Genomic DNA, 22161 nt, shown 5'->3' with positions numbered 1-22161 from the left:
TATGAGCCAGAACGTATTTCAGTTTATCGATGTCCAGCGGGTCGACCCGCCCAAGAAGCCGCTCAAGATCCGCAAAATCCAGTTTGTGGAGATCTACGAGTCCTTCAATCAGCCGCAGGTACAGATGCAGGCGGATCGCTGCCTCGAGTGCGGCAACCCCTATTGCGAGTGGAAGTGTCCGGTCCACAACTACATCCCCAACTGGCTGAAACTGGCCAAAGAGGGGCGCATTCTTGAGGCGGTGGAGCTCTCCCACCAGACCAACAGCCTGCCGGAAGTGTGCGGTCGGGTCTGCCCGCAGGATCGCCTCTGCGAGGGCTCCTGTACCCTCAACGATCGCTTCGGTGCGGTGACCATCGGCAATATCGAAAAGTACATCACCGACAAGGCGTTCGAGATGGGCTGGAAGCCCGATCTCTCGAACGTGGTCAAGACCGGCAAGCGGGTCGCCGTCATCGGCGCCGGCCCTGCTGGCCTTGCCTGTGCCGATGTGCTGGCACGCAATGGCGTCACCCCGGTGGTGTTTGACAAATATCCGGAGATCGGCGGCCTGCTCACTTTCGGTATCCCCTCCTTCAAGCTGGAAAAAGAGGTGATGCAGCGTCGCCGCGAGATCTTCCAGGGGATGGGCGTGGAGTTTCGACTCGAGACCGAAGTGGGCAAGGACATCACCTTCGCCGATCTGCTCGGCGAGTTCGATGCGGTCTTCCTCGGGGTCGGCACCTACAAGTACATGAAGGGCGGTTTTGCCAACGAAGAGGCGCCGGGAGTCTATGACGCTCTGCCCTACCTCATCGCCAACGCCAACCGCTTGCTGGGGTTCGAGAAGGCGCAAGCCGACTATATCGACTTCGCTGGCAAGCAGGTGGTGGTGCTGGGCGGTGGCGATACCGCCATGGACTGCGTGCGAACCGCCATCCGTCAGGGGGCTGACAAGGTGGTCTGCGCCTATCGCCGCGACGAGGAGAACATGCCGGGCTCCAAGCGGGAGGTGAAAAACGCCCGCGAGGAGGGGGTTGAGTTCATGTTCAACCTGCAACCGGTAGCGGTCGAGCTGGATGCCAACGGTCGCACCGTCGGCATCAAGGTGGTGAGCACCGAGCTGGGTGAACCCGATGCCAATGGCCGCCGCAATCCGGTGGTCATCGAAGGCTCCGAGCAGGTGCTGGCTGCCGATGCGGTGGTGATGGCATTTGGCTTCCAACCCAACCCCCAACCCTGGATGGCGGAGTTCGGCATCGAGCTCGACAACCGGGATCGCATCAAGGCGCGCGAGCAGGCGGAATATGCCTTCCAGACCAGCAACCCCAAGGTGTTCGCCGGTGGCGACGCGGTGCGTGGCTCCGATCTGGTGGTGACCGCCATCTACGAAGGGCGCAAAGCGGCCGAAGGGATCATGGACTATCTGGCGGTCTGATCTGACCGGCCACAGCCGTGATGTTCCCTAACAGTCAGCCCCGCCAATGCGGGGCTGATTTTCTATGCGCGCTCACCAACCGCTCATACGCTCCTGGCAGCCGTGAAGATAACTAGATGCAGTGCCTTGCGATGGCTCCTACACTGGGCAACTGCCACGGGAAAAACTCCAACCATTTGAGGCAGAATTTGTGACGTCTATCTGTTACACTTCGCGCCCGCCATTTTCCGGCTCACTCTCTGACTTGATGTCAGGCGCAGCCGTCGGTGGTTACAACCTCCGTCTCGCTCATGCCGAGCTAACCAAGCCAAACACAGCCCAGCTGGAACACAGGAACCCATTATGAGATTTGAATCGTTCGATTTTGCCCCCGAGATTTTGCGTGCTGTCTCAGATTGCGGTTATCAGGAGATGACCCCTGTGCAGCAACAGGCGATCCCGGCCATTCGCCGTGGCCGCGATGTGCTGGCCAGCGCCCAGACCGGTACCGGCAAGACCGCCGCCTTCGCCCTGCCCATCTTGCAACGTCTGGTAGACAATCCGGCTCCGGTCCAGCCTTCCAACGCCCGTGTGCTGATCCTGACCCCGACCCGCGAGCTGGCGGCTCAGGTGGCGAGCAACATCAATGACTTCGCCAAGTATCTCGATATCACCACCATCACCATCGTCGGTGGTGGCAAGCAGGACGTGCAGGCCAAGAAGCTCAAAGCGGGCGCACACATCATTGTGGCCACCCCGGGCCGTCTGCTGGAGCACCTCACCGCCTGCAACCTCAGCCTCTCCGGCGTCGAGTGTCTGGTGATGGATGAAGCGGATCGCATCCTCGACATGGGCTTCAGTGCCGATGTGCAAAAGATCCTGCAAGCGGTCAACAAGACCCGTCAGAACCTGCTCTTCTCCGCCACCTTCTCCGACGCGGTGAAGAAGCTGGCCAACCTGATGCTGGATCGCCCGCAGATCGTCAGCGTCAACAAGCAGAACTCCACCGCCGACACCGTCAGCCACACCGTCTATCCGGTCGAGCAGAAGCGCAAGCGCGAGCTGCTCTCAGAGCTGATTGGCAAACAGAACTGGCAGCAGGTGCTGGTGTTCGCCAGTACCCGCGAAAGCTGTGATGTGCTGGTCGAGGAGCTGAACCTCGACGGCATCAAGTCCGCCGTGGTCCATGGCGAGAAGGCCCAGGGCAACCGTCGCCGCGCCCTGCGCGAATTCATGGAAGGCAAGGTACGGGTACTGGTGGCCACCGAAGTGGCCGCCCGTGGTCTGGACATTCCGAGCCTGGAATATGTGGTCAACTATGATCTGCCGTTCCTGGCGGAAGATTACGTGCACCGTATCGGCCGTACCGGTCGTGCCGGCAAGCGCGGCATGGCCATCTCCTTCGTCAGCCGTGAAGAGGAGCGTACCCTGCTGGAGATCGAGGCCCTGATCGGCCAGAAGATCCGCCGCATCATGGTGCCGGGCTATGAGGTGAGCAGCCGTGACGAGTTGATCAAGCATTTGCAGGAGCGTCGCCGCTTCGGCAAGCGGCCGCAGCGTGAAGATAACGCCGTAGCCCAGGTGATGGCCGAAGCCAAGCTGCAGGGTCAGCGCCTCAAGCGTCTGGCCGCCGCCAAGAAGCCCCGTCAGCCGAAATAAGGCGGGCAGTTGCTCTATTGAACCGCAAAGGCGCCACTGGCGCCTTTGCCATCTCTGTCATCGGTGTTGACCCCTGGTGGTCAACTGAAGGATTGCTTATGACCTCTCCGACCTACAATCAGGCCCTGCTCGAGATGGCCACCCAGAGCCTGGCCGAACTGGCCCGCACCGCCGAACAAAAGGCGGGCAAGCGCACTCCAGCCCAAGAGAGCCACTTTCTCTGCACCTGGATGGCCGACTCCCTCAAGGAGAAGCGCTTCTCCCGTCTGGTGATGGAAGATTTGAAAGCTTGGGTGCAGCTTGGCCGCACCCTGGGCGCGGGTGCCGATCTCAAGGGATTGCTTGCGCGCATCGCCTTCCAATACCAGTGCGCCATGACCAACCCGCAACAACTGGGGGCCAAGCTGGCTGCCCTGCTGGAGGAGCTCTCAGCGGCAGGCTGGCTGGTGCTGACCGAGAGCGAGGTGGACGCCAAGCTGCGCCTGCAATCGGGCGGTCAGGCGAGTCTGGTGGTAAGCCATAGCGAATATGAAGGCCATATCGAGGACGGTGAGCTTGTCAAACCCCTCACCCTCTATGTGCGCGGTGACGAGAAGGTGCTGGCCGAGGCGGCCTTCAAGCACGGCCTGCTGCTGAGCCAGGGCAACAAGAAAGCCACCCTGGTCAAACACCACAAGGCCTACCGGCTGATGCCGGACAACGCCCAACCGGCGCTGGCACTGCTGAGCGAGGCTCGCCAGAGCGCCTGATCTCGCCTGTTTTCAGCAATAAAAACGGCAGACCCTCATTTAAAGCAGGGCCTGCCGTTTTTTATTGTTCGATGTTTGGTGATGAGGTCTGGTAGTCGTTTAGCGGATCTTGATGCCAATCTGGCCCGCGTCACACCACTCGAACATCACCTCCTCGCTCTTGCCGCAGCAACTGCCACCACAGACCCGACTCTCGCGCTTGATGACCCGCCCCTTGCGCATCCAGACGCCGAGCATGGCCTCCACCGCATCTTCCGAGGTGTGGAAGTGGCGAGCCAGATCACGCCGGCTCACCTTCTGCTGCGCGGCGAGGTAATCCCCCAGCTCGCGCAGGATCATAAGGTCACCACCTTGCGGGCGACGATGTCACCGTGACGGCGACCGGCCCACCAGAGCAGTACCAGAGAGAGGCCATAGCTGACGATCCAGAACAGGCTCTGCTCCGGATGAGCGGCGAAGGTGGCCACCTGATAGAAGAGGGTCGCGCACATAAAGGCCATATAGTTGCACCAGGCCGCGGTAAAGAGGGCCCACTGGCGACCGGTTTCCCGCACCAGGGCACCCATGGCGGCGGCGCAAGGCATGTAGAGCAGCACGAACAAGAGGTAGGCAAAGGCACCGGCCGCCCCGTCGAAGTGGGTCTGCATGTTGCCGTAGGTGGAGACATCGACCTCCTGCGCCTCGGCGGCAGCTTTCTGGTCGTCGAGGTTGCCAACATCAAGCCCCATAGGGTCGCTCGGGTTGATCTCCGCCAGATTGGCTGCCACGGCATCGATCGCCTCGTGGAAGCTGGCCACCAGCGAGAACTCGCTCGCCTCCTCTTCATCTGCGCCACCACCGGCGTAGAGGCTGTTGAGGGTCCCGACCACCGCCTCTTTGGCGAAGATACCGGTGACGATACCGACCGTGGCCTGCCAGTTGTCATCGCGTACACCTATGGGGTGCAGCACCGGGGTCACCGCTTGGCTTATCTTGCTCAGGACCGAGCTCTCCTGCTCCTGATGGCCAAAGCTGCCATCGGTACCCAGGGAGTTAAGCACGCTCAGCACGGCAACCACCAGCACGATGGTTTTACCGGCGCCAAAGACGAAGGATTTGAGCTTCTGCCAGGTCTTGATGGCAACGTTGACAGGACGCGGCCACTCGTAATCCGGCATCTCCATCAGCATGGAGTCGCTCTTGCCCGGCAGCAGGGTATTGCGCAGCAGCAGGCCAGTGAGCACCGCCACCAGAATACCGATGAGGTAGAGACCGAACACCAGGTTCTGGCCTGATTCAGGGAAGAAGGCCACCGCAAACAGGGCGTAAACCGGCAGACGGGCACCGCACGACATGAAGGGGGCCATGGCGGAGGTCATCAGCCGCTCCCGCTCGGAGTTGAGGGTACGGGTCGCCATCACCGAGGGGACGGTACAGCCAAAGCCCATCAGCATCGGCACGAACGCCTTGCCCGGCAGGCCGAGGCGGCGCATCAGGGCATCCACCACGAAGGCGGCGCGGGCCAGATAGCCGGAGCTCTCCAGTACCGCGAGGAACAGATAGAGGCAACCAATCACCGGAATAAAGGTGGCCACGGTCTGCAAACCAACCCCGAAGCCGTCAGCCAGAATGGCGCCCAACCATTCGGGGGCATTGATCAGCCCCAGCAGGTGGTGCACCCCATCGACAAACAGGGCGCCGCCCATGATGTCGAAGAAGTCGATAAAGGCGCTGCCCACCTTGATGGCGAACATGAACATCAGGTACATGACAAACAGGAAGAAGGGGATGCCAATCCAGCGATTGAGCAGCACCCGATCCAGCCACTCACTCTGGGCCTCGGTGAGCTTGCCCTTCTGCTGGCGAGCCTGTTGTACCCACTGGTGGATATGGCCGTAGCGAATATCCGCCAGTTGCAGGTCGATATCCTGCCCTTGATGAGCGCGAGCTACCACATTGGCGGCGGCCGCCTGCTGACCGGGCAGCAGAGTCTCCTGCATCACCGCATCCTCTTCCAGCAGGCGCAGGGCGCGGCCACGGGTAGTGAGGTGATGCGGGGCGAGCAGGGTCTCCAGCTCCGCCAGATCGGTTTCAAACTCTTGGCCGTAATCGAGTTGCAAGGCTGCTTGCGGCTGACCGATAAACTGCCGGATCTGCTGCTTGAAGGCGGCAACCTGCTTGCTGTTGTGGGCAGAGAGGGCCACTACAGGGCAACCGAGGGATTTGCCGAGTTTGCTATCGTCGATGACGATGCGGCGCTTTTGCAGGATATCCAGCTTGTTGAGCACCACCACCATGGGCAGGCCCAGTTCGCGCAGTTGCAGCGTGAGGTAGAGGGAGCGCTCCAGATTGGCGGCGTCGATGACGTTGAGCAGCAGGTCGGGTTGTTGGCCCTGGGCAAAGCGGCTGGCGATCTGCTCGTCCAGACTGCCATCCTGACCCGCCAGGCTATAGATGCCGGGCAGATCCATCAGCTTGAAGTGATGCTCACCCGCGCTGAACTCACCCATCTTCTTGTCGACGGTGACGCCACTCCAGTTGCCTACCTGCTGGCGGGCGCCGGTCAGGGCGTTGAACAGGGAGGTCTTGCCGCTATTGGGGTTACCTACCGTTACCAGGGAATAATTCATACCAGCTCTACCTCTATTTTCTTCTGAACCCGCCGCGTGCGAGTGGCAAGCTGCTTTGCAGGTTCGACTTCTTGTCTCTGAACCGCTCCCGGTGACTTTCTTGACCGAAGCGGTAGCCGAACAGGGGGTTATACCGGCTCGACTTCTATTTGCTGGGCCAGACTCTTTTGCATGGAGAGACAGATCCCCTGGCACTGGATCTGGAGCGGGTCCCCCAGGGGGGCGGAGCGCAGATAAATGACTTCAGTCTGGGGCAACAGGCCCATCACCATCAGTTTGCGGCGCAGCGGCCGGGCGAGCTGATTCATATTCTTGATGCGAGCACTCTGTCCCGGTGACAACTGCGTGAGTACCATGACTGACTCCTGAAGTTAAACAATAATAATTCTCTTTTACTTGGGGCATTATAAGCTGTGTCTTCAACTTTTATTTGAGTAAAATCAAACTCCGCTTAGCTAACCCATAAAGTAATGCCATGAATCACGACAACAACAGCCGCCTCGTTTACAGCACAGATGGCGGCATGATCAAGGAGCAGAGCGCTCCCCAATCCGCCTCCCCCTTCCCCACTGACGGCACCGTGCGCATTCGCCGCGAGACCAAAGGGCGCAAGGGCGCCGGGGTGATCACCATTCATGGCGTACCCGCCGATCAGCAAAAATCCCTGGCCACCCTGCTCAAGAAAAAGTGCGGCACCGGAGGCGGTATCAAGGAGGGAGTGATCGAGATCCAGGGGGATAAACGGGACCTGATCAAAACCGAGCTGGAGAAAGCCGGTTTCAGCGTCAAGCTGGTGGGTGGCTGATCCCCTTGTCACTCATGCGGTTTTTCCCTAGAATGCCCGCTCCCATCGAGGGGGAGTAGTCTCGCACGCCGGTGCCATCCATTGCATGAATACCGGTTTGCGACCCTGATCAACATACTTGGTGCCAAATCACCATGGTCAGGGTGATCCATGCCAGCCATGGATTTGACAAGACCTTTGACGGGCCAGTGCCAATACCGGGGACGGATGGCGCAGGCTTGTCTTTGGTTTATAACAATTCCGTCCCCCGGTCATTTTTATGGAAGCCTTGTTAACCTCAACCCTCAGCGTCGCTATTGCCGAGATCGGCGATAAAACCCAGCTGTTGGCGTTGCTGCTCATCTGCCGTTTTCGCAAGCCCTGGCCCATCATCGCCGGCATGCTGGCGGCTACCTTGCTCAACCATGCGGGCGCCGCCTGGATTGGTGAGTTCATCAGCCGCTGGCTCGATCCCAAGATAATGACCTGGCTGGTCGCCATCGCCTTTATCGCCATGGCTATCTGGATTTTGGTGCCGGACAAGATGGATGACGAGGAGAGCTCGCTGGATAAATACGGCCCCTTTATGGCCACCTTCGTGCTCTTCTTCATCGCCGAGATTGGCGACAAGACCCAGATCGCCACCGTGCTGCTGGCCGCCAAATATGATTCGCTGGTACAGGTCATTACCGGCACCACCCTCGGCATGATGCTGGCCAACGTGCCGGTGGTGCTGATCGGCAAGCTGGGGGCAGACAAGCTGCCGCTCAAGGGGATCCGCATCGCCTGCGCCATCCTCTTCGTCGGCCTCGGGGTGAGCACCCTGATCTTTGCCTGATCGCCTTTTCCGCTGACCAAGCCCTCCACCTCGGAGGGCTTTTTTGTTTGCTGCTTTGTCTAGTGCGTAACCCGCTGTCGCAACCACCTGCCCTACAGCCAAGGGGCAGTGCACGGTTGCGGGGACCTCATGCCATAATGGGGCAAACCTCGTGGAGTCCCCCCATGCACAACGTATCAAGAGAGACGCTTCTCGAATGGGTCAAACAGGGACGGCTGGCGCCAGAGAAGCTGGCGGACGCCCTGACCCTCGCCGATCTTCCCCCCCATCCGGCGCGCTGGCAGTGGCTGTTTGACCGGCTGCTGCTCTGGCTCGGCGCCCTCTGCATCGGGGCTGGCCTCATCTTCTTCGTTGCCTTCAACTGGCAGGAGTTGGGCCGGGTCTCCCGCCTCGCCCTGCTGGAGGCGCCGCTGCTCGCCATGCTGCTTCTGCTGTGGCGCAAACCCCTTGGGGATACCCCCCGTCAGGCGCTGCTGCTCGCCATCGCCCTCAATATCGGTGCCCTGCTGGCGCTGGTGGGTCAGACCTACCAGACCGGCGCCGATCCCTGGCAACTGTTCGCCACCTGGGCGCTGATGCTGGTGCCGCTGGCGGCGTTTGGCCAAAGTCCCCTGCTCTGGACCTTAAGCTGGCTGCTCGGCCAGCTGGCGCTGGTGCTCTACTGGCGGCTCGGTTTGTTCACGTTCTTCTTTACCTTCGATGAAGAGGGATTGGGCTGGTGCCTTACCCTTCTCAACGCTGTCCTCTGGGCTCTGCTTCTGCTGGCGCCAAACCGCTGGCGCCTGATGCCAAGCTGGCTGGCGGGCCTTGCTGCCGGTCTGGGGGCCACCCTGCTCACCCTGCTGGCGCTGTTTGATGTCGCCTCCCCGCTGGTGTGGCCGCTCTGGCTTGGCTGGCTCGCTGCGGCCTATGCCCTGTGGCACCACAGATTTATCGCCGGACTCGCCATGGGGTGCCTCAGCCTGATTGCCGTCATCCTCGCGGCGCTGGGCAAGTGGATGGAGCCCGACATCAACGGCTTCTTGCTGCTGAGCCTGATTGCCATCGGCCTTTCTGTCACCGCCGCCCGCTGGCTGCAACAACAACGGAGGTCTCATGAGTGATCTGACCCTTTGGCAAGCACTGCAACAGGCCAATCTGGTGGAAGGGGATCAGCCCAGTGATACCCAGCCCCACTGGTCGAGCCGCTTTATGCTGGGGCTGGTGGGGTGGATTGCCGCCCTGTTCCTGCTCTTTTTCCTGTTTCTCACCTTCGAACAGCTGACCCGCGAGGCCAACAGCGCCCTGCTGCTGGGGGCCGTGCTGCTGGCGGGGGCCTACGCCCTCAATCGCAGCCAAAGCGGCGATCTCTGGGATCAGTTCGTGCTGGCCCTCACCCTGGCGGCCGATGCCTGGCTGCTCTATGGCCTGCTCGATCAGCTTGATCTCCATCATGCCCTGCTCTGGTTTGGGTTGTGCCTGCTGTCCCTTGCCATCGCCGTGCTGTTCGATCACTGGCTGGTGCGGCTGTTTCACAGCGTGGCGGCGGCCCTGCTGCTCACCCTTGGCCTCGCTTGCATCGGGCTGCAACTGCTGGCGCTGCCGCTGGTGATGGCGGCCATCACCTTCTGCTGGCTGCGGGCAGATAGGGATCCCGCCCGTCACCAACTCTACCACTCCATCACGCTGGGGCTCGCCCTCTCCCTGCTGGTGCTGGGCCGCCTGCACCACCCGCTGTGGGATGGCGGCAGCAGCGTGCTGGACGAACTGGGGCTGTCCCGCCTGCCGCTCTGGCTCAATCCCCTGATCTGCGCCGCCCTGCTGCTGGCGGTGATGGTGAAGCTCAAGCTCCCCCTGCTGTTTGGCCTGCCGCTGGTGCTGATCAGCGCCATCATCCCCGGCATGGGGGCAGGCGCACTGGTGCTGATCCTCGGGTTTTATGCCGGCAGTCTGGGGCTGATGACCCTCTCGGCCCTGCTGCTGCTCGGCTATGGCTCGCTCTATTACTACGACCTGGGGCTCACCCTGATGACCAAATCCTGGCTGTTGCTGGGCTCCGGTATCCTGCTGCTGGGTGCCCGCCAGCTGCTCACCACCTTTGCGGCAAGGAGCGACTCATGAAACCCGTCACCCGACAACTCGCCCTGTTGCTGAGCGGCCTCGCCATCCTGGCAGGCATCAATGCCACCGTCTGGCGCTATGAGCACGCCATGAGCAGCGGCGAAGTGGTGCTGCTGCGGCTCGCTCCGGTCGATCCCCGCTCTCTGATGCAGGGGGATTACATGCGGCTCAACTATGAAATTGCCCGCGAGCTGACCAGCCGCGACGCCCGTGCGACTCAAGACAAGGGCAGCGACACCCTAGTGATCCGCCTCGATGCCCATCAGGTAGCCACTCTGGTGGTCGATGGCAAACCGGATCGGCTCGCCAGCGATGAGCGGCTATTGCAGGTACACCAGAGCGAGCGGCAGTGGCAGATCGGCCCCGATGCCTACTTCTTTGAAGAGGGCACGGGGGAGCAGTACGAAACGGCCCGCTACGGCGAGTTCCGGCTGCAAGCCGATGGCAAGACCCTGCTGGTGGGGCTGCGGGATGAGGCCTACCAGCCCATCGGGCAGACCCGCGCCCGCTGGTAACGGCCGTGAGTGGCTATTTACTCTGTTCATGGTCACACTCAAGGGAAGGTTGATCGCTAAGGATGTTCCCAATGAGGATATGGCTGATCTGTCATCTGTTGCTGCTCTGCTGGGCCTCGACGGCCCGGGCTGATCTGGGCAAGCTCGAGTACCTCACCGAAGAGTACCCCCCCTACAACTACAGCGATCCGCAAGGCCAGCCCACCGGGCTTGCGGTCGATCTGCTGCAGATGATCTGGCAACACAGCGGCGTGACGCCCCAGCCGGTGCGCATCCTGCCCTGGGCGCGAGGTTATTACTTGCTAACCCAGAAGCCCAACGTGGTGCTCTTCTCCACCGCCCGCACCCAGGCGCGGGAGGATCTCTTCAAGTGGGTCTGCCCCATCGGCTACTCGGAATACATACTGCTGGGCCGCAAAGCGCGGAACATCACCCTGACCGCCTTCGATCAGATGAGCCAATACAAGATCAGCGCGGTGCGCTCGGATGCAGCCGAACAGCTGCTGCTCAACAACGGCATGGATGACAACAACATCATCCCGGCCAACCGCCTGTCGCAGGGGTTGAAGATGCTGCTCTCCGGCCGCGCCGACCTGCTCGCCACCAGCAAGCTGGCGGGATATGACGCCGTCCGCGAACTGAAGCTGAGCAGCGATGACTTCAACGTGGCCATGGTGCTGAGCGCCGAGCAGCTCTGCTACGCCTTCAGCCGTCAGGTGCCTGACAGCGAGATCACCCTCTTTCAGCAGGGCCTGACCCGCGCCCTCGCCTCGGAGGAGTTTCGCAAATTGCAGGCCAAATACCTGCCGGTGCGCTGACTCTCGGCTGCGGCTGGGATGGTCCCTCAGTCGCACTATGGTTGCCCTCAAGGAGCTGGCTATTGCGAACTCGAGCCGTCACACTGTTTGGCATTGTCGATATAGTGAAGGATCTCTTCCATGCGGAAATGGCATCTCTCCCACATCCTACTCCTTCTGTGGGCCAGCTTTGCCCGTGCAGATCTGGACAAGCTCGAATACTGCACCGAAATCTCCCCGCCTTTTAACTTCAGTGACGCAGAGGGTCAGCCCACCGGCCTTGCCGTCGAACTGCTGCAGATGATCTGGCAATATAGTGACCTTTCCCCCCAACCAATACGCATTCTGCCGTGGGCCCGCGGCTACAAAGAACTAAGCAGCAAGCACAATGTGGTGCTGTTTGCCACCGCACGGACACCCGAACGGGAAGCGCTTTTCAAGTGGGCCTGCCCCATCGACAACTCGGACTTTGTGCTTCTTGGCCGCGCAGCTGACAAGCTGACCCTTGTCTCTGCCGAACAAATGAAACAATACAAGATTGCGGTGGTGCGCTCGACCGTATCGAGTCAGCTGTTGCAGGAGCGGGGTCTGGATGAAAGCAACCTTGTCGAGGCAAACCGTCTCAGCCAGGCGGCCAAAATGCTCGCCTCGGGCCGTACCCATCTCTTTGCTACCAACAAGCTGGTCGGCTATCAAACCCTCAAGGACCTCAACATGGATCTGAATGACTTCAATGTGGCCTTTGTGCTCGACAGCAAGCCACTCTGCTATGCCTTTAGCCGTCAGGTGCCAGACAGGGATATAAGCCGCTTTCAACAAGCTCTGGATCGTGCCCGGGCCTCCCCTCAATTTTCGCAACTGCAAGCCAAATACCTGCCACTGCGCCAGTCTCTCTGACCCTCGCAACACAGCACAACATGCCGGCGGCCTCCTGCACTTTTTGCCAAACTGCAAACCCGCCTTGGCGAAATCATCCGGCTTGGTCACAATTGAGCATAGGTATTCCCTTGAGCAGGATAGAGAAATGAAACCATGGATCGGGTTGGCCACACTGCTTGTTACCTCCTTTGCCAACGCCAGCCCCGAGCTGGCCAAGCTTCACTACATTACCGAAGAGTACAAACCCTACAACTACGCCGATGCAAGTGGCGCCCCCACCGGCCTCGCGGTCGAACTGCTGCAACTGGTATGGAAAAAGACCAATACCCCAGCGCAGCCCATCACCATCATGCCTTGGGCGCGCGGTTACTACCTGCTGACCCAAAAGCCCAATGCGGTACTCTTCTCCACCGCCCGCACCCAGGCGCGGGATCCTCTGTTCAAATGGGCCTGTCCCATTGGTTACGCCGAAATCGTGCTGGTAGGGTTGGCCGAGCGCAATATCACTATCACCAAGCTCGATGATGCCAAAGCATTCAATATCGGGGCGGTACGGGCTGATGTGGGAGAACAGTTGCTACTCAACAACGGCTTTGACGAGACCAAGCTGATGGCAGCCAATCGGCTGGCACAAGCGCTGAAGATGCTCACCTCAGGTCGGATCGATCTGGTCTCCACCAACAAAACCACCATGGAACAGCTGATCGTGGAGCAAAAACTCGACCCCGCCCGCTTCAAGGAGCAGTGGGTACTTAGCTCGGAGCAGTTCTGCTTCGCCTTCAGCCATCCGGTAAGCGACGAACTGGTCAAAGAGTTCCAGACCGGATTGACCCAGGTGCTGGCGAGCAGTGAATACCCGCTGCTGCACAGCAAATACTTCCCTGCCCCCGCCGCCAAATAGCGGCGCAGCGAAAAGCGCCAACAACAAGGGGCCCGCTGCGGACCCCTTCGCTTTTTACCGTTTGCTCTCACCTGGCCACGTACCAGCACAGCAGCAGCCACCTTGTGAAGGGCGATAAGCTGTTCGATATCGAGCCCCACGACGGCGCCATTCACACCCGCCACTTGTCGCCCACCATCAACCGATCGGCCCGTTCGGCGCCACACAAGATCAGCGGCCTAACGTCGCAGTGCCGCCACGCAACCCAGCTGCTGGGAAGATCTGAAATATAGAAAATCAATTAGATAGCAACATGCCTCGCGGCATCCAGGCATCAATTGCTATCCGCATTCGGGTGTCTGTGCCGGGCATGAAAAAGGGGAGCCAGGCTCCCCTTGTGGCACTTGCGGCGTTAGAACTTGTAGAGCCAGGAGATAGCGGTGAAGTAACCGTTATAGTTCTGGTTAACATGACCCATGCTGTACTCCTCACCGGTGTAGAGGTAGTCCACATCGTGGTAGAACTCGTAGCGCATATCCCAGCGCAGTGACTGCTTCTCGTCGAGCTGATAGAGGGCATAGCCTTCCAGACGGTGTTGCTTGCTGGTCAGGTCGGGGTAGTCATAACCCTTGCTGGCATCTGTCTGGCCACGGCCATAGGAGAAGCTGTAATCCACCCCCAGTTCCAGCGCCAAATCAAACGCCTTCTTCTGGCTTAGACCCACTCCCAGAGTAGTGATTTGGTCACGAACCCGGGTCGAATAGGGATCCCAGTCCGGGGCACCGGTGTAAGCATGGTTCTGGCTTGAGGTGATCCACTGTACATTGCTGAAGAGATGGCCACTGAGATTCTCATCAAACTGCTGGTTAAGGGTCAGATCGATACCGTAATCCTCCCCTTCACTGAGTCCGATGTCAGGCTCCGGATAGTTTGCCCGTGCCCACCACCCTTCCAGCGAGGAGCTTAACTGCTCGCTGAAGGCATACTGCAGATCGCCACGCAGCTCGAACCTGTCACGATTGGCCAGATAGAACTGACGCAAGGTCGGGCTGACATTGGTATTGTTATTCTTCCACTCAGAGCCATCCCGGGTGCTCCAGGAGAGTTTCCCCCCCAGTTGCAGATCACCCACCGGGCGATAGCGACTCTTGAGGAACAATGTCTGCTCATCCGTCTTGCGACGATCCGCGTACTCCCGTTCATCGGCACGATACTGGTAACCCCCGGTTACCTTGACCGATCGACTCAGGCGGTAATCCGCTTCCAGATTGGCTTTACTGTGAGAACGATCCCCCGGCTGCCGTTGTTTGCCAATAACAACCTGCTTGTCCGAGTTGTCCTGCCGATCCCGGTATTCGCCCCCGGCCCGCAGAGTCAAATCCCGGCCAAAACGCCCCACCCATTTGGCATTGGTCTGGATGGTATCGATCTCACCGTGGAAATCGCTCTGGGTGATCGGCACCTGCCGGAAGGCGGCTAGATTGCCATCCGACGTTGTTCGGCTGCTGAGAATGCGACCGCTCAGACTCTGCCGGTTCCAGTTGTACTGGCCGGATAAACTGACCTGATGGAAGCTGTTGTCGGGTTCGTAAGCCCGCTCATTGGCATAGGGGTCGCTGGCCGAACCGAAATAGAATGCGGTCTCCTCGTTGCGATAGAGTGAGCCGTTGTAGGCCAGATCAACCAGCCAGCCTTCACCCAGGTAGCTGATGCCACTCTTGACCAGGGTGGTACTGCTGCCATCGACCAGCTTGGGTACAAAGCCCGGCATGCTGCCTATCCCCGGGATGCTGGACTGATAAGTGGCCAGCGTTGCCTCTTTTTTCTCATAAGAGAAATCGGCATAAGGGCGCCATGGGCTCTTGGGGGTATAGGCAAGCCCCATAGTCAGCTTCTTGCGGACCACCTCCTTGTCAAATTCGGCCAGCGCACCAGCCGCCATAGGCGCATCGTCAGAGCGATAGACACTCTTGCCATGGCTGTTCCAGTAAAAGGGGGTTTCGGAGTAGCCAATTTTGGCGCGCGCGCCATCATAGAACCCTTGCTCCAGTGACATGCTGAAACGGCGCATTCCAAGATCCCTGGCCTCGAGTGCGCCATAACGGGATCCCTCTCCCCGATACTGCAGGTCAGCGTTAAAGATCCCCTGCATGCCGGTATCGTTGGCGGCGGGCACCCAGTTGCGAAAACGGGTCGCGCCATCATCGTTGATGTAGCCTGTCCCCAGCCCCACCTCACCAAACCAGCCACTCTCGCTTTCACAGGATGCGCAGCGCCAGCGCGCGGTTTTGGCCTCCCTGGCCGATTGCAGAGAGTAATCCTCGACAGCCAGCGGCTCCTCGGTGGCATGGGCCGAGAAGATGGTCAGCAAGGAGAGCCAAAGTGTTGAATGTTTCATGACTTCTCTCCTCAACGTCGCAGGGACTGCCCATTCGGATGGTTGGTCCCGTGGATCTGGTTATGACAGTTCAGGCAACTGCCGCCGCGCACCTTGAGATCCCCCTCGGTGATGGACACGTTGGCATGGGGGGCGCTGTGACACTCCTGACACAACTGGGGCACGCGCTTGTTGAGCAGCGCCTGATTGATGGAACCGTGGGGGCTGTGGCATAGAGAGCAATCCTCGGTCACCGGTTCGTGCTCCCACAGGAAGGGGCCCCGCTTCTCGGCATGGCACTCGTAACAGCTCTCGTTGACGGTTGGCTGTTTCAGGCTGGCCTCATTTTGTGACTGATGCGGGTTGTGGCAGCTGGAGCAGGGCATTTCGCCATTCAGGATGGGATGACTGGTGCGCTTGTGCAGATCCGATTTCTCTGCGGCATGGCAGCTGGTGCAGGTCTCGACCTGTTTCTTGCTGTCCATCACCGGATCCTTGGCCTGGTGCAATGTGTGGCAGCTGGTACAGGAGAGATCCTCGACCGCATGAACACTGGCATGCCAGCCCATCCGGTTGGTATCGGTATGACAGGAGAGACAGACACTGTTCTGCTTCTCGACCGGCACAGGTGAATCGGGACCAAAGGTGATCATCGGCTCCCGTTTCTCTCCTTTGCGAGGATTGCGCGTGTGGTTGCCTGCCGGACCATGACAAGCTTCACACTGCCGGTCGGCCATGGGGCCATTCTGGTTGCCCAGATTGCCGTGCACACTGTGGAATATGCCGGTCGCGGGTTTGCGTGAATCTGAATCGTGGCACTTGAGGCAGGTATCAGCTCCCTTCGGGGAGTATTTTCCCTGGTCAAATTTCTTGTCCAGAGCCGATTCAATCTGGAGTCGCGGATCTGCATCGCCAGCGGGTTGCGCGGCATCGCTCTTGGCCCAGGCTGACAGGCAGCTCAGGGCCAGCATGCCAGCCAATAACCACTGCGTGATGGTCTTTTTCATCTTGTTTCCTTCAACGGCGAAGGGCCAGGGGTTACCCCCTGACCGCAGGATTTCATCAACGGAAGTCGTAGACCTTGTGAACCTTGTCGACACCCTGCTCCTGCCCGACGGCATGGCAAGAGGCACACTGTTCAACACCGGTTGCGGCTTCGATCGTCTCTGCACCAAAGACGGCGCCGTTATTCTTCATGTGGGTAGCCCACTCATCCCCTGCCACCGGGCTATCCGGCTTGACCAACCCCAGCGGTGATTTGAGGTGGCAGCTGGAGCAGACCACCAGCACCGGGCTGAAGTATTTGGGCTGTTTGTTGTCAGCCGTGGTGGCGACCAGAGAGGGGCGCGCGTTCTGCTGGTTGGGCAGGTTGTATTGCCCCTGGGTATGACAGGACTCGCAGTTGCTGATATCGCCCGGGAAGGTAGCACTTCCCCCATGTTTGGCGCCCAGCGCGTGGAAGGAGTGGACGTGATATTTCAGGTCCCCCGGCACCCCCGCATAGAACGAGGTACGGGTCGCGTTGTGGCAACTGGTGCACTGGCTCATATCCTTGGCCGCATGATTGCTCATGTGGGCTGCCAGATCCTTGTGACAACTGTTGCAGGAAGCGAGATCCGCACCGGCCTTGAGCAGATAGCTGCTGTCGATGCCCCCTTCGGCACGGAAGTAGGCGTTGACCGGATTGATGGCGATCAGGGAGAGTGCGCTGGCAGTGCTGCTGCAAGGCAGCAGATCCCCTGCGGCAAACGCCCCGTTGCGATCGGCTTTACGCGCCACACAGACTCTCAGATCGGCGATGGTCGCGGCCAGGGTGCCGTTGACCTCGTTGCCTGTCTCTTTGCTGCACAGGAAGCGACCTGTGCCCTGGCTGACACACTTGCTGAACTCGATCTTGTTGCCAGTGGCGAAAGTCTGCGGGTTGGTGGTGGCCAGCTCGAATCCCTGGCCCTGATCCCAATTGACCAGAATGGCCGGATTGCCATCTTTGACATATTTCAGCACGTCATTAACGCTCTCGGCCGGCGTACCGTCGACGGTGACGGTCAGTTCGATCTCGATATTGGGAGCGGCATAGCGAACGTCATCGAACGTGAACTGCAGCTTGTCGCGTCCAATCGCCTCGTTGGCCATGTAACCCAGGTGGACCATGTAGGGGGACTTGCTGCTGGCCGGATCAGCGCCATGGCACTGGGTGCAGACTGCGCCACTGTTTATCTTGCCAGTGATGTGAGCATCAAAACCTGTGGAGCTGGTTGAATCGGCATGACAGGCACCACACGCTTTTTCCTGGGCATGTTGCCAGTTACCGGCATTGAGGGTGGCTGGCGTGGCGTCCTTGTGACAGGTATCGCAGTTGCGCGAGTCTTGCGGGAAGTGGCTGACCGTCTTGGTATCCGTACTATCCAGATTGCCATGGTACTTGTGCACTATGGTCGTCAGAGAGCGGCGGGTAGCAATGGCCGGATTGCTCTCGTTGTGACAGGTGACACAGAGTTTGGGGTCAGCGCGATCCGCGTGTTTGATCGCTTGCTTCATGTGACAACTGTTACAACTGCTCTGATCCACGATATCCCGGGTCAAAGCGGCGCGCGTCCCAGCCGGCACCCAGTCCAGCACATAGTTGGTGACGGGGACATTGTTACTGCCACCAAAAAAGATACCCACACGATGAGTCGCCGTTTCATCCCAACTAATCACGCCATTGTTGCTCTGTGAATCAGCAGGATAGGGATCCGGCACTGTGGTGGGGTTAATAGCAAAGGTGTAGCGATATTGCCCATTGCCCAGTGACTCCAGCTTGCCGCTGTTTTCACTGGTGGCTTTGCCGGAACGGTAGATAAAACTCTTCCAGATGGCCGGGTCTTCACGTGTGGCATCGCGGCCGGGGATCACCTTGTTGAGGGTGAATGAGGGGATCGTAGCGCCCAGGTCGTAACCCGAGCCCTGTTTGTCCGTCACGTTGAACTGTACCGAGAGCTGACCATCCGGGGTGAGAACCGGTGTCGACGCCGAGATAATCAGAGATCCAGGGGTTCCTGGAGGAGGGGTGGGTGGCTCACTCTTGTCACTGCCATCCCCCCCGCCACCACAGGCCGAGAGGGTGAGCACCATTGCAGCTGCCACCAGCGCTTTCCAGTATTTCATCTTGTTTATCCTTTTTTATCGGATTTTTTATTTCATGTATGAGCTGTCTCAGAAAAGTCCCAAAAACATGCAACATTGAAGCCTTTTGAGCCCCACCTTGGTCAAAAACCATTTCCCCCCGAATTATAAGGTTTATGTGGCTCTCGACGTTGACAGAAGTCTCAAAAGCGGGACTAAGCCCACTTTTTCGAATAAAAAAACGGTATAAGCTGTCTTTTGCGATTTTTATGTCAAGAGGAGTGCAAAATGAAGCGAAGCATGAAATGGGAAGTGGTGGGGTTATCTCTGTTGATTGGTTCAATTGGGCCAGCCTTTGCCGGGGTCGACGAGATGGCCAAAACATGTAACGCATGTCACGGTAATCAGGGGATCAGCTCACATACAGATATTCCGACAATCGCCGGAATAGCAGAATCTAATCTTGCGGAGCAGATGCGAAGCTACCTAGATGGCCGCCCTGCTAAGACCGTTAATCATGTCACCGGTGACACCAGCAAACAGGGAAACATGACCGACATTGTTAAGGGTCTTAGCGACGATCAGATCGACGAATTGGCAGCTTACTATGCCGAACTGCCCTACCAGCCGATGAAGCAGCCGTTCGATGCCGCACTGGCCAAAGCAGGACAAAAACTGCATGAAGAGTCTGGTTGCAAGAAGTGTCACTCCGAAGGTGGCTCCGTTGCCGACGATGAAGCCTCCATCCTCTCCGGTCAGCCAAAAGGTTACATACTGATGGCCCTGCAAGAGTTCAAGGCCGGCAAGCGCAGCAATGACGAGAAGATGAATAACGCCATCATTGCCATGAGTGATGCCGATCTCCAGGCGTTGGCCGAGTACTACGCCAGCCAGCAATAACCAAAGCGGTCAGGTTTATCCATTGATCAAGCCCCCACTCTGTCGTGGGTGGGGGACTCTTGCCCGTTTCTGGCATTTTGGGAGGTATTTGTCGCTCTTTTTCTTGTCAGGGGGTGGATAACGCCGCTGAACCTCTTTGATCCGGAGTCCAGTATGAAAAAAATAATGCAGTGGGCCTTGCTTGCCACGATCTGTCTGGGTGCAAGCGAGTTTGCCCTCGCAGCGACCGCCGTCGAACCAGCGTCTGCTGCCGTCAGCACTGTGGCCGATAGCAGTGCCGCCGATGCACTGGCCGCACGCCAGGCCAAAGCCGCGAAGAAAGCCGCAGCCGAGAAAAAAGCGGCCGCCCGTTTCGCCAAGTGTGACAAGTGCCACGACGGAAACGAGGGGATGCATGGCAAGCATGCCAGCGTCACCAACCCCAATACCAATGAAGCGGTGACCTGTACCAACTGTCACGGCAACCCGTCAGCCCAGCACCGCAAACAGCGTGGCGGCATTGTCGACGTGATGCGCTTTGGCGACGATGCCTTCCCGCTCAGCCAACAAAACGGCGTCTGCATGAGCTGCCATGAGCCCGATGATCTGCGCAAGGCGCTGTGGGCCCACGACGTGCATGCGACTCGCGTGACCTGCACCAGCTGCCACCAGTTGCACCCGGCCAAAGAGCCCATGGTCGGCATCCCCGAGAAGGCCCGCATCAAGCTGTGCGTCGACTGCCACAGCAAGCAGCATGAGGCCAGGCAGCAAGCCGCGGCCAAGGAGGGCGCATGAGCACGACCCGTCGCGAGTTTATGGTGGGGATGAGTGCCAGCGCCTTGATCCTGATGACGGGGTCGCCCCGCGCCCTGGCCAACAGCATGACCATCGGGGGGGTACGCTACGGCATGATCCACGATGAGACCGCCTGCATCGGTTGTACCGCCTGCATGGATGCCTGCCGGGAAGTCAATCAGGTGCCACAAGGGGTAGCCCGCCTGCAGATCCTGCGTACCGGCCCTGTGGGTGAATATCCGGATCAGGAGTACCGGTTTTTCCGCAAGTCCTGCCAGCACTGTGATAACGCCCCCTGTGTGCATGTCTGCCCGACGGGCGCATCCCATATCCGGGCCGAGGATGGCATCGTCGACATCAACCCCGATCTCTGTGTCGGTTGCCGTTACTGTCTGGCAGCCTGTCCTTATCAGGTCCGCTTTATCAACCCGGTCACCCGCACTGCCGACAAGTGCGACTTTTGCCGCAAAACCAATCTGGCCAACGGCAAGCAACCCGCCTGTGTCGAAGCCTGCCCGACCAAGGCGCTGGTGTTCGGCAATCTGGATGATCCTCACAGCCCGATCGCCAAGCGGCTGGTGCACGAGACCACCTATCGCTACAAACAGTTCCTCGGCACCTCACCCAAGATGTATCGGGTACCAAAAGGGGAGATAAAATCATGAGTCCACATAACCCGCATCATGGCGGTATCCCTCTGCAGATGGTGAGTAGCGAAACGGGAGGTGTGTACCATGTGGCATAACGCATTTCACTTCGACTCACTGGTCTGGGATGGTCCCATCGCCATCTACCTCTTTCTGCTGGGGATCTCCGCCGGTTCAGTCACCCTCTCGGTGCTGTTGCGCCAGCGCGGGGCCGGCAGCGAGAACGGCATCATCAGGGCGACCGCCATTCTGGCCCCGCTCAGCGTGATACTGGGGCTGCTGATCCTCATCTTCCACCTGGCGCGACCCTGGACTTTCTGGAAGCTGATGTTCCACTATCAGTTCGATTCCGTGATGTCGATGGGGGTCATGCTGTTTCAGGTCTATATGACGGTGTTGTTTGCCTGGCTGGCGGTGGTCTTCAGAGCCGAGATCGAGGGGTTGCGGCGACACCTGCTGGCGGACAGGTTCGCCTTCATCGATACCCTGATAGGCAAGGTGGCACAGCTTGAGCGACTGCTTACTCCCCTGTTGTTGTTGCTGGCCGTACTGCTGGGGGCCTATACCGGCTTCCTGCTCTCGGCGCTCAAGACCTACCCCATGCTCAACAACCCGATCCTGCCGGCGCTGTTTCTGGTATCCGGTATCAGCTCGGGGGTAGCCTCCACCATCTTGCTGGCGGTGACTCTGTTCAAGGAGAGCAGCCATAGCAAGGGGGTGAGCTTTGTGCACCGCTTCGAGCGTCCCATGGTGGCTATCGAGATCTTCTTGCTGGTCTGCTTCTTCACCGGCCTCTACTTCGGTGGCGGCCAGCGGGAGGCAGCGATGTGGGCGGCCATAGGCGGCGGCTTCTGGTCGCAGGTCTTCTGGTTTGGCGTGATTGGCATAGGCATCCTGCTTCCCCAACTGTTGGGGCTGTTCAGCTCGCCAGCTCGCCAGCACCAGCACTCCCACCTGGTGCTGGTCTGCAGCCTGAGCCTGGTGGGGATCTTGCTGCTGCGCTACTTCATCCTCTATGCCGGTCAGATGACGGTGCTGTAACATGGCTGCGTGGATGGGCCAGAGATGTGTTTAGTCCTTACACAGGCTTACACATTTTCGGCTCGTTCTTCTCCACGCAGACTCCCCAACCTTCTCGGCATCCACCATGGG

Annotated in this window: 21 protein-coding genes; 15 read left to right on the top strand and 6 right to left on the bottom strand. The window is 59.4% G+C overall.

Annotated features, from left to right (window positions below; translation table 11 throughout):
* Position 1 precedes the first annotated feature (1 nt).
* The 3 genes from G5229_RS05530 to G5229_RS05520 all read left to right on the top strand — a co-directional run bounded on the left by G5229_RS05530 (position 2) and on the right by G5229_RS05520 (position 3804).
* On the top strand, positions 2–1417 hold the full coding sequence (locus G5229_RS05530; protein WP_335819269.1) for an FAD-dependent oxidoreductase: 1416 nt from the start codon (positions 2–4) through the stop codon (positions 1415–1417).
* Positions 1418–1759: 342 nt separating this feature from the next.
* Positions 1760–3055, top strand: coding sequence for a DEAD/DEAH box helicase (locus G5229_RS05525; RefSeq protein WP_266135581.1), 1296 nt, complete (start codon positions 1760–1762; stop codon positions 3053–3055).
* A gap of 98 nt (positions 3056–3153) precedes the next feature.
* Entirely contained in the window at positions 3154–3804 is a 651-nt protein-coding gene (locus G5229_RS05520) for a DUF2913 family protein (protein WP_202005516.1), read from the top strand.
* Between the two features lie 99 nt (positions 3805–3903).
* On the opposite strand, the gene G5229_RS05515 is transcribed toward G5229_RS05520, so the two are convergent.
* The 3 genes from G5229_RS05515 to G5229_RS05505 form a co-directional block, all read right to left on the bottom strand.
* Entirely contained in the window at positions 3904–4143 is a 240-nt protein-coding gene (locus tag G5229_RS05515; protein ID WP_005350974.1) for a FeoC-like transcriptional regulator, read from the bottom strand.
* Positions 4140–6413 carry a Fe(2+) transporter permease subunit FeoB gene (feoB, locus tag G5229_RS05510; RefSeq protein ID WP_421208749.1) on the bottom strand — a complete coding sequence of 758 codons (2274 nt, stop codon included), beginning with the start codon at positions 6411–6413 and terminating at the stop codon, positions 4140–4142. Before feoB ends, G5229_RS05515 begins: the two co-directional genes overlap by 4 nt.
* Before the next feature lie 128 nt (positions 6414–6541).
* Positions 6542–6769, bottom strand: a complete 228-nt coding sequence (locus G5229_RS05505; RefSeq protein ID WP_005337384.1) for a FeoA family protein — start codon at positions 6767–6769, stop codon at positions 6542–6544.
* Between the two features lie 119 nt (positions 6770–6888).
* On the opposite strand from G5229_RS05505, the gene G5229_RS05500 reads away from it, so the two are divergent.
* The 8 genes from G5229_RS05500 (at position 6889) to G5229_RS05465 (ending at position 13227) form a co-directional block, all read left to right on the top strand.
* The gene (locus G5229_RS05500; RefSeq protein ID WP_139428489.1) at positions 6889–7218 is read left to right on the top strand and encodes a translation initiation factor; all 330 of its coding nucleotides are present in this window, start codon (positions 6889–6891) and stop codon (positions 7216–7218) included.
* A gap of 259 nt (positions 7219–7477) precedes the next feature.
* Positions 7478–8035: a TMEM165/GDT1 family protein gene (locus tag G5229_RS05495; RefSeq protein ID WP_005337386.1), complete on the top strand. Its 558-nt coding sequence runs from the start codon at positions 7478–7480 to the stop codon at positions 8033–8035.
* Between the two features lie 164 nt (positions 8036–8199).
* A complete protein-coding gene (locus G5229_RS05490) occupies positions 8200–9138 on the top strand; it encodes a DUF2157 domain-containing protein (protein WP_421171943.1) in 939 nt (312 codons plus the stop codon).
* Positions 9131–10135: a DUF4401 domain-containing protein gene (locus tag G5229_RS05485; RefSeq protein WP_421208748.1), complete on the top strand. Its 1005-nt coding sequence runs from the start codon at positions 9131–9133 to the stop codon at positions 10133–10135. Before G5229_RS05490 ends, G5229_RS05485 begins: the two co-directional genes overlap by 8 nt.
* Entirely contained in the window at positions 10132–10650 is a 519-nt protein-coding gene (locus G5229_RS05480; RefSeq protein ID WP_227342433.1) for a GDYXXLXY domain-containing protein, read from the top strand. The genes G5229_RS05485 and G5229_RS05480 overlap by 4 nt, the downstream gene beginning before the upstream one ends.
* Before the next feature lie 71 nt (positions 10651–10721).
* On the top strand, positions 10722–11468 hold the full coding sequence (locus G5229_RS05475; RefSeq protein ID WP_421208747.1) for a substrate-binding periplasmic protein: 747 nt from the start codon (positions 10722–10724) through the stop codon (positions 11466–11468).
* A 120-nt stretch (positions 11469–11588) separates the two neighbouring features.
* A complete protein-coding gene (locus G5229_RS05470; RefSeq protein ID WP_216953322.1) occupies positions 11589–12344 on the top strand; it encodes a substrate-binding periplasmic protein in 756 nt (251 codons plus the stop codon).
* Between the two features lie 127 nt (positions 12345–12471).
* Positions 12472–13227, top strand: coding sequence for a substrate-binding periplasmic protein (locus G5229_RS05465; protein WP_216953321.1), 756 nt, complete (start codon positions 12472–12474; stop codon positions 13225–13227).
* 391 nt (positions 13228–13618) lie between these two features.
* On the opposite strand, the gene G5229_RS05460 is transcribed toward G5229_RS05465, so the two are convergent.
* Genes G5229_RS05460 through G5229_RS05450 form a run of 3 tightly spaced genes read right to left on the bottom strand, consistent with a single transcriptional unit; the run spans position 13619 to position 18730 of the window.
* Positions 13619–15604 carry an MtrB/PioB family decaheme-associated outer membrane protein gene (locus G5229_RS05460; protein ID WP_216978494.1) on the bottom strand — a complete coding sequence of 662 codons (1986 nt, stop codon included), beginning with the start codon at positions 15602–15604 and terminating at the stop codon, positions 13619–13621.
* Between the two features lie 11 nt (positions 15605–15615).
* Positions 15616–16590, bottom strand: a complete 975-nt coding sequence (locus G5229_RS05455; protein ID WP_216978493.1) for a DmsE family decaheme c-type cytochrome — start codon at positions 16588–16590, stop codon at positions 15616–15618.
* A gap of 55 nt (positions 16591–16645) precedes the next feature.
* A complete protein-coding gene (locus tag G5229_RS05450) occupies positions 16646–18730 on the bottom strand; it encodes an OmcA/MtrC family decaheme c-type cytochrome (protein ID WP_421208746.1) in 2085 nt (694 codons plus the stop codon).
* A gap of 246 nt (positions 18731–18976) precedes the next feature.
* On the opposite strand from G5229_RS05450, the gene pdsA reads away from it, so the two are divergent.
* The 4 genes from pdsA (at position 18977) to nrfD (ending at position 22050) form a co-directional block, all read left to right on the top strand.
* Positions 18977–19588, top strand: coding sequence for a periplasmic diheme shuttle PdsA (gene pdsA / locus G5229_RS05445; RefSeq protein ID WP_216953317.1), 612 nt, complete (start codon positions 18977–18979; stop codon positions 19586–19588).
* Between the two features lie 153 nt (positions 19589–19741).
* On the top strand, positions 19742–20362 hold the full coding sequence (gene nrfB / locus G5229_RS05440) for a cytochrome c nitrite reductase pentaheme subunit (RefSeq protein ID WP_005346804.1): 621 nt from the start codon (positions 19742–19744) through the stop codon (positions 20360–20362).
* On the top strand, positions 20359–21027 hold the full coding sequence (gene netC / locus G5229_RS05435) for an Nrf-like electron transfer protein NetC (RefSeq protein WP_421208745.1): 669 nt from the start codon (positions 20359–20361) through the stop codon (positions 21025–21027). The genes nrfB and netC overlap by 4 nt, the downstream gene beginning before the upstream one ends.
* Positions 21028–21096: 69 nt before the next feature.
* Positions 21097–22050, top strand: a complete 954-nt coding sequence (gene nrfD, locus G5229_RS05430) for a cytochrome c nitrite reductase subunit NrfD (RefSeq protein WP_323912213.1) — start codon at positions 21097–21099, stop codon at positions 22048–22050.
* Positions 22051–22161 lie beyond the last annotated feature (111 nt).

Origin of the sequence: Aeromonas sp. 602396, from assembly GCF_049173735.1 — a bacterium.
In the GTDB taxonomy this organism is placed as follows: domain Bacteria; phylum Pseudomonadota; class Gammaproteobacteria; order Enterobacterales; family Aeromonadaceae; genus Aeromonas; species Aeromonas veronii_A.
This window is presented reverse-complemented; position numbering and strand designations above follow the sequence as displayed.

What these genes read in the sequence shown, in the direction of transcription:
- G5229_RS05530 (WP_335819269.1), top strand. Translation starts at nt 2, where the DNA reads ATGAGCCAGAACGTATTTCAGTTTATCGATGTCCAGCGGGTCGACCCG.
- G5229_RS05525 (WP_266135581.1), top strand. Translation starts at nt 1,760, where the DNA reads ATGAGATTTGAATCGTTCGATTTTGCCCCCGAGATTTTGCGTGCTGTC.
- G5229_RS05520 (WP_202005516.1), top strand. Translation starts at nt 3,154, where the DNA reads ATGACCTCTCCGACCTACAATCAGGCCCTGCTCGAGATGGCCACCCAG.
- G5229_RS05515 (WP_005350974.1), bottom strand. Translation starts at nt 4,143, where the DNA reads ATGATCCTGCGCGAGCTGGGGGATTACCTCGCCGCGCAGCAGAAGGTG.
- feoB (WP_421208749.1), bottom strand. Translation starts at nt 6,413, where the DNA reads ATGAATTATTCCCTGGTAACGGTAGGTAACCCCAATAGCGGCAAGACC.
- G5229_RS05505 (WP_005337384.1), bottom strand. Translation starts at nt 6,769, where the DNA reads ATGGTACTCACGCAGTTGTCACCGGGACAGAGTGCTCGCATCAAGAAT.
- G5229_RS05500 (WP_139428489.1), top strand. Translation starts at nt 6,889, where the DNA reads ATGAATCACGACAACAACAGCCGCCTCGTTTACAGCACAGATGGCGGC.
- G5229_RS05495 (WP_005337386.1), top strand. Translation starts at nt 7,478, where the DNA reads ATGGAAGCCTTGTTAACCTCAACCCTCAGCGTCGCTATTGCCGAGATC.
- G5229_RS05490 (WP_421171943.1), top strand. Translation starts at nt 8,200, where the DNA reads ATGCACAACGTATCAAGAGAGACGCTTCTCGAATGGGTCAAACAGGGA.
- G5229_RS05485 (WP_421208748.1), top strand. Translation starts at nt 9,131, where the DNA reads ATGAGTGATCTGACCCTTTGGCAAGCACTGCAACAGGCCAATCTGGTG.
- G5229_RS05480 (WP_227342433.1), top strand. Translation starts at nt 10,132, where the DNA reads ATGAAACCCGTCACCCGACAACTCGCCCTGTTGCTGAGCGGCCTCGCC.
- G5229_RS05475 (WP_421208747.1), top strand. Translation starts at nt 10,722, where the DNA reads ATGAGGATATGGCTGATCTGTCATCTGTTGCTGCTCTGCTGGGCCTCG.
- G5229_RS05470 (WP_216953322.1), top strand. Translation starts at nt 11,589, where the DNA reads ATGCGGAAATGGCATCTCTCCCACATCCTACTCCTTCTGTGGGCCAGC.
- G5229_RS05465 (WP_216953321.1), top strand. Translation starts at nt 12,472, where the DNA reads ATGAAACCATGGATCGGGTTGGCCACACTGCTTGTTACCTCCTTTGCC.
- G5229_RS05460 (WP_216978494.1), bottom strand. Translation starts at nt 15,604, where the DNA reads ATGAAACATTCAACACTTTGGCTCTCCTTGCTGACCATCTTCTCGGCC.
- G5229_RS05455 (WP_216978493.1), bottom strand. Translation starts at nt 16,590, where the DNA reads ATGAAAAAGACCATCACGCAGTGGTTATTGGCTGGCATGCTGGCCCTG.
- G5229_RS05450 (WP_421208746.1), bottom strand. Translation starts at nt 18,730, where the DNA reads ATGAAATACTGGAAAGCGCTGGTGGCAGCTGCAATGGTGCTCACCCTC.
- pdsA (WP_216953317.1), top strand. Translation starts at nt 18,977, where the DNA reads ATGAAGCGAAGCATGAAATGGGAAGTGGTGGGGTTATCTCTGTTGATT.
- nrfB (WP_005346804.1), top strand. Translation starts at nt 19,742, where the DNA reads ATGAAAAAAATAATGCAGTGGGCCTTGCTTGCCACGATCTGTCTGGGT.
- netC (WP_421208745.1), top strand. Translation starts at nt 20,359, where the DNA reads ATGAGCACGACCCGTCGCGAGTTTATGGTGGGGATGAGTGCCAGCGCC.
- nrfD (WP_323912213.1), top strand. Translation starts at nt 21,097, where the DNA reads ATGTGGCATAACGCATTTCACTTCGACTCACTGGTCTGGGATGGTCCC.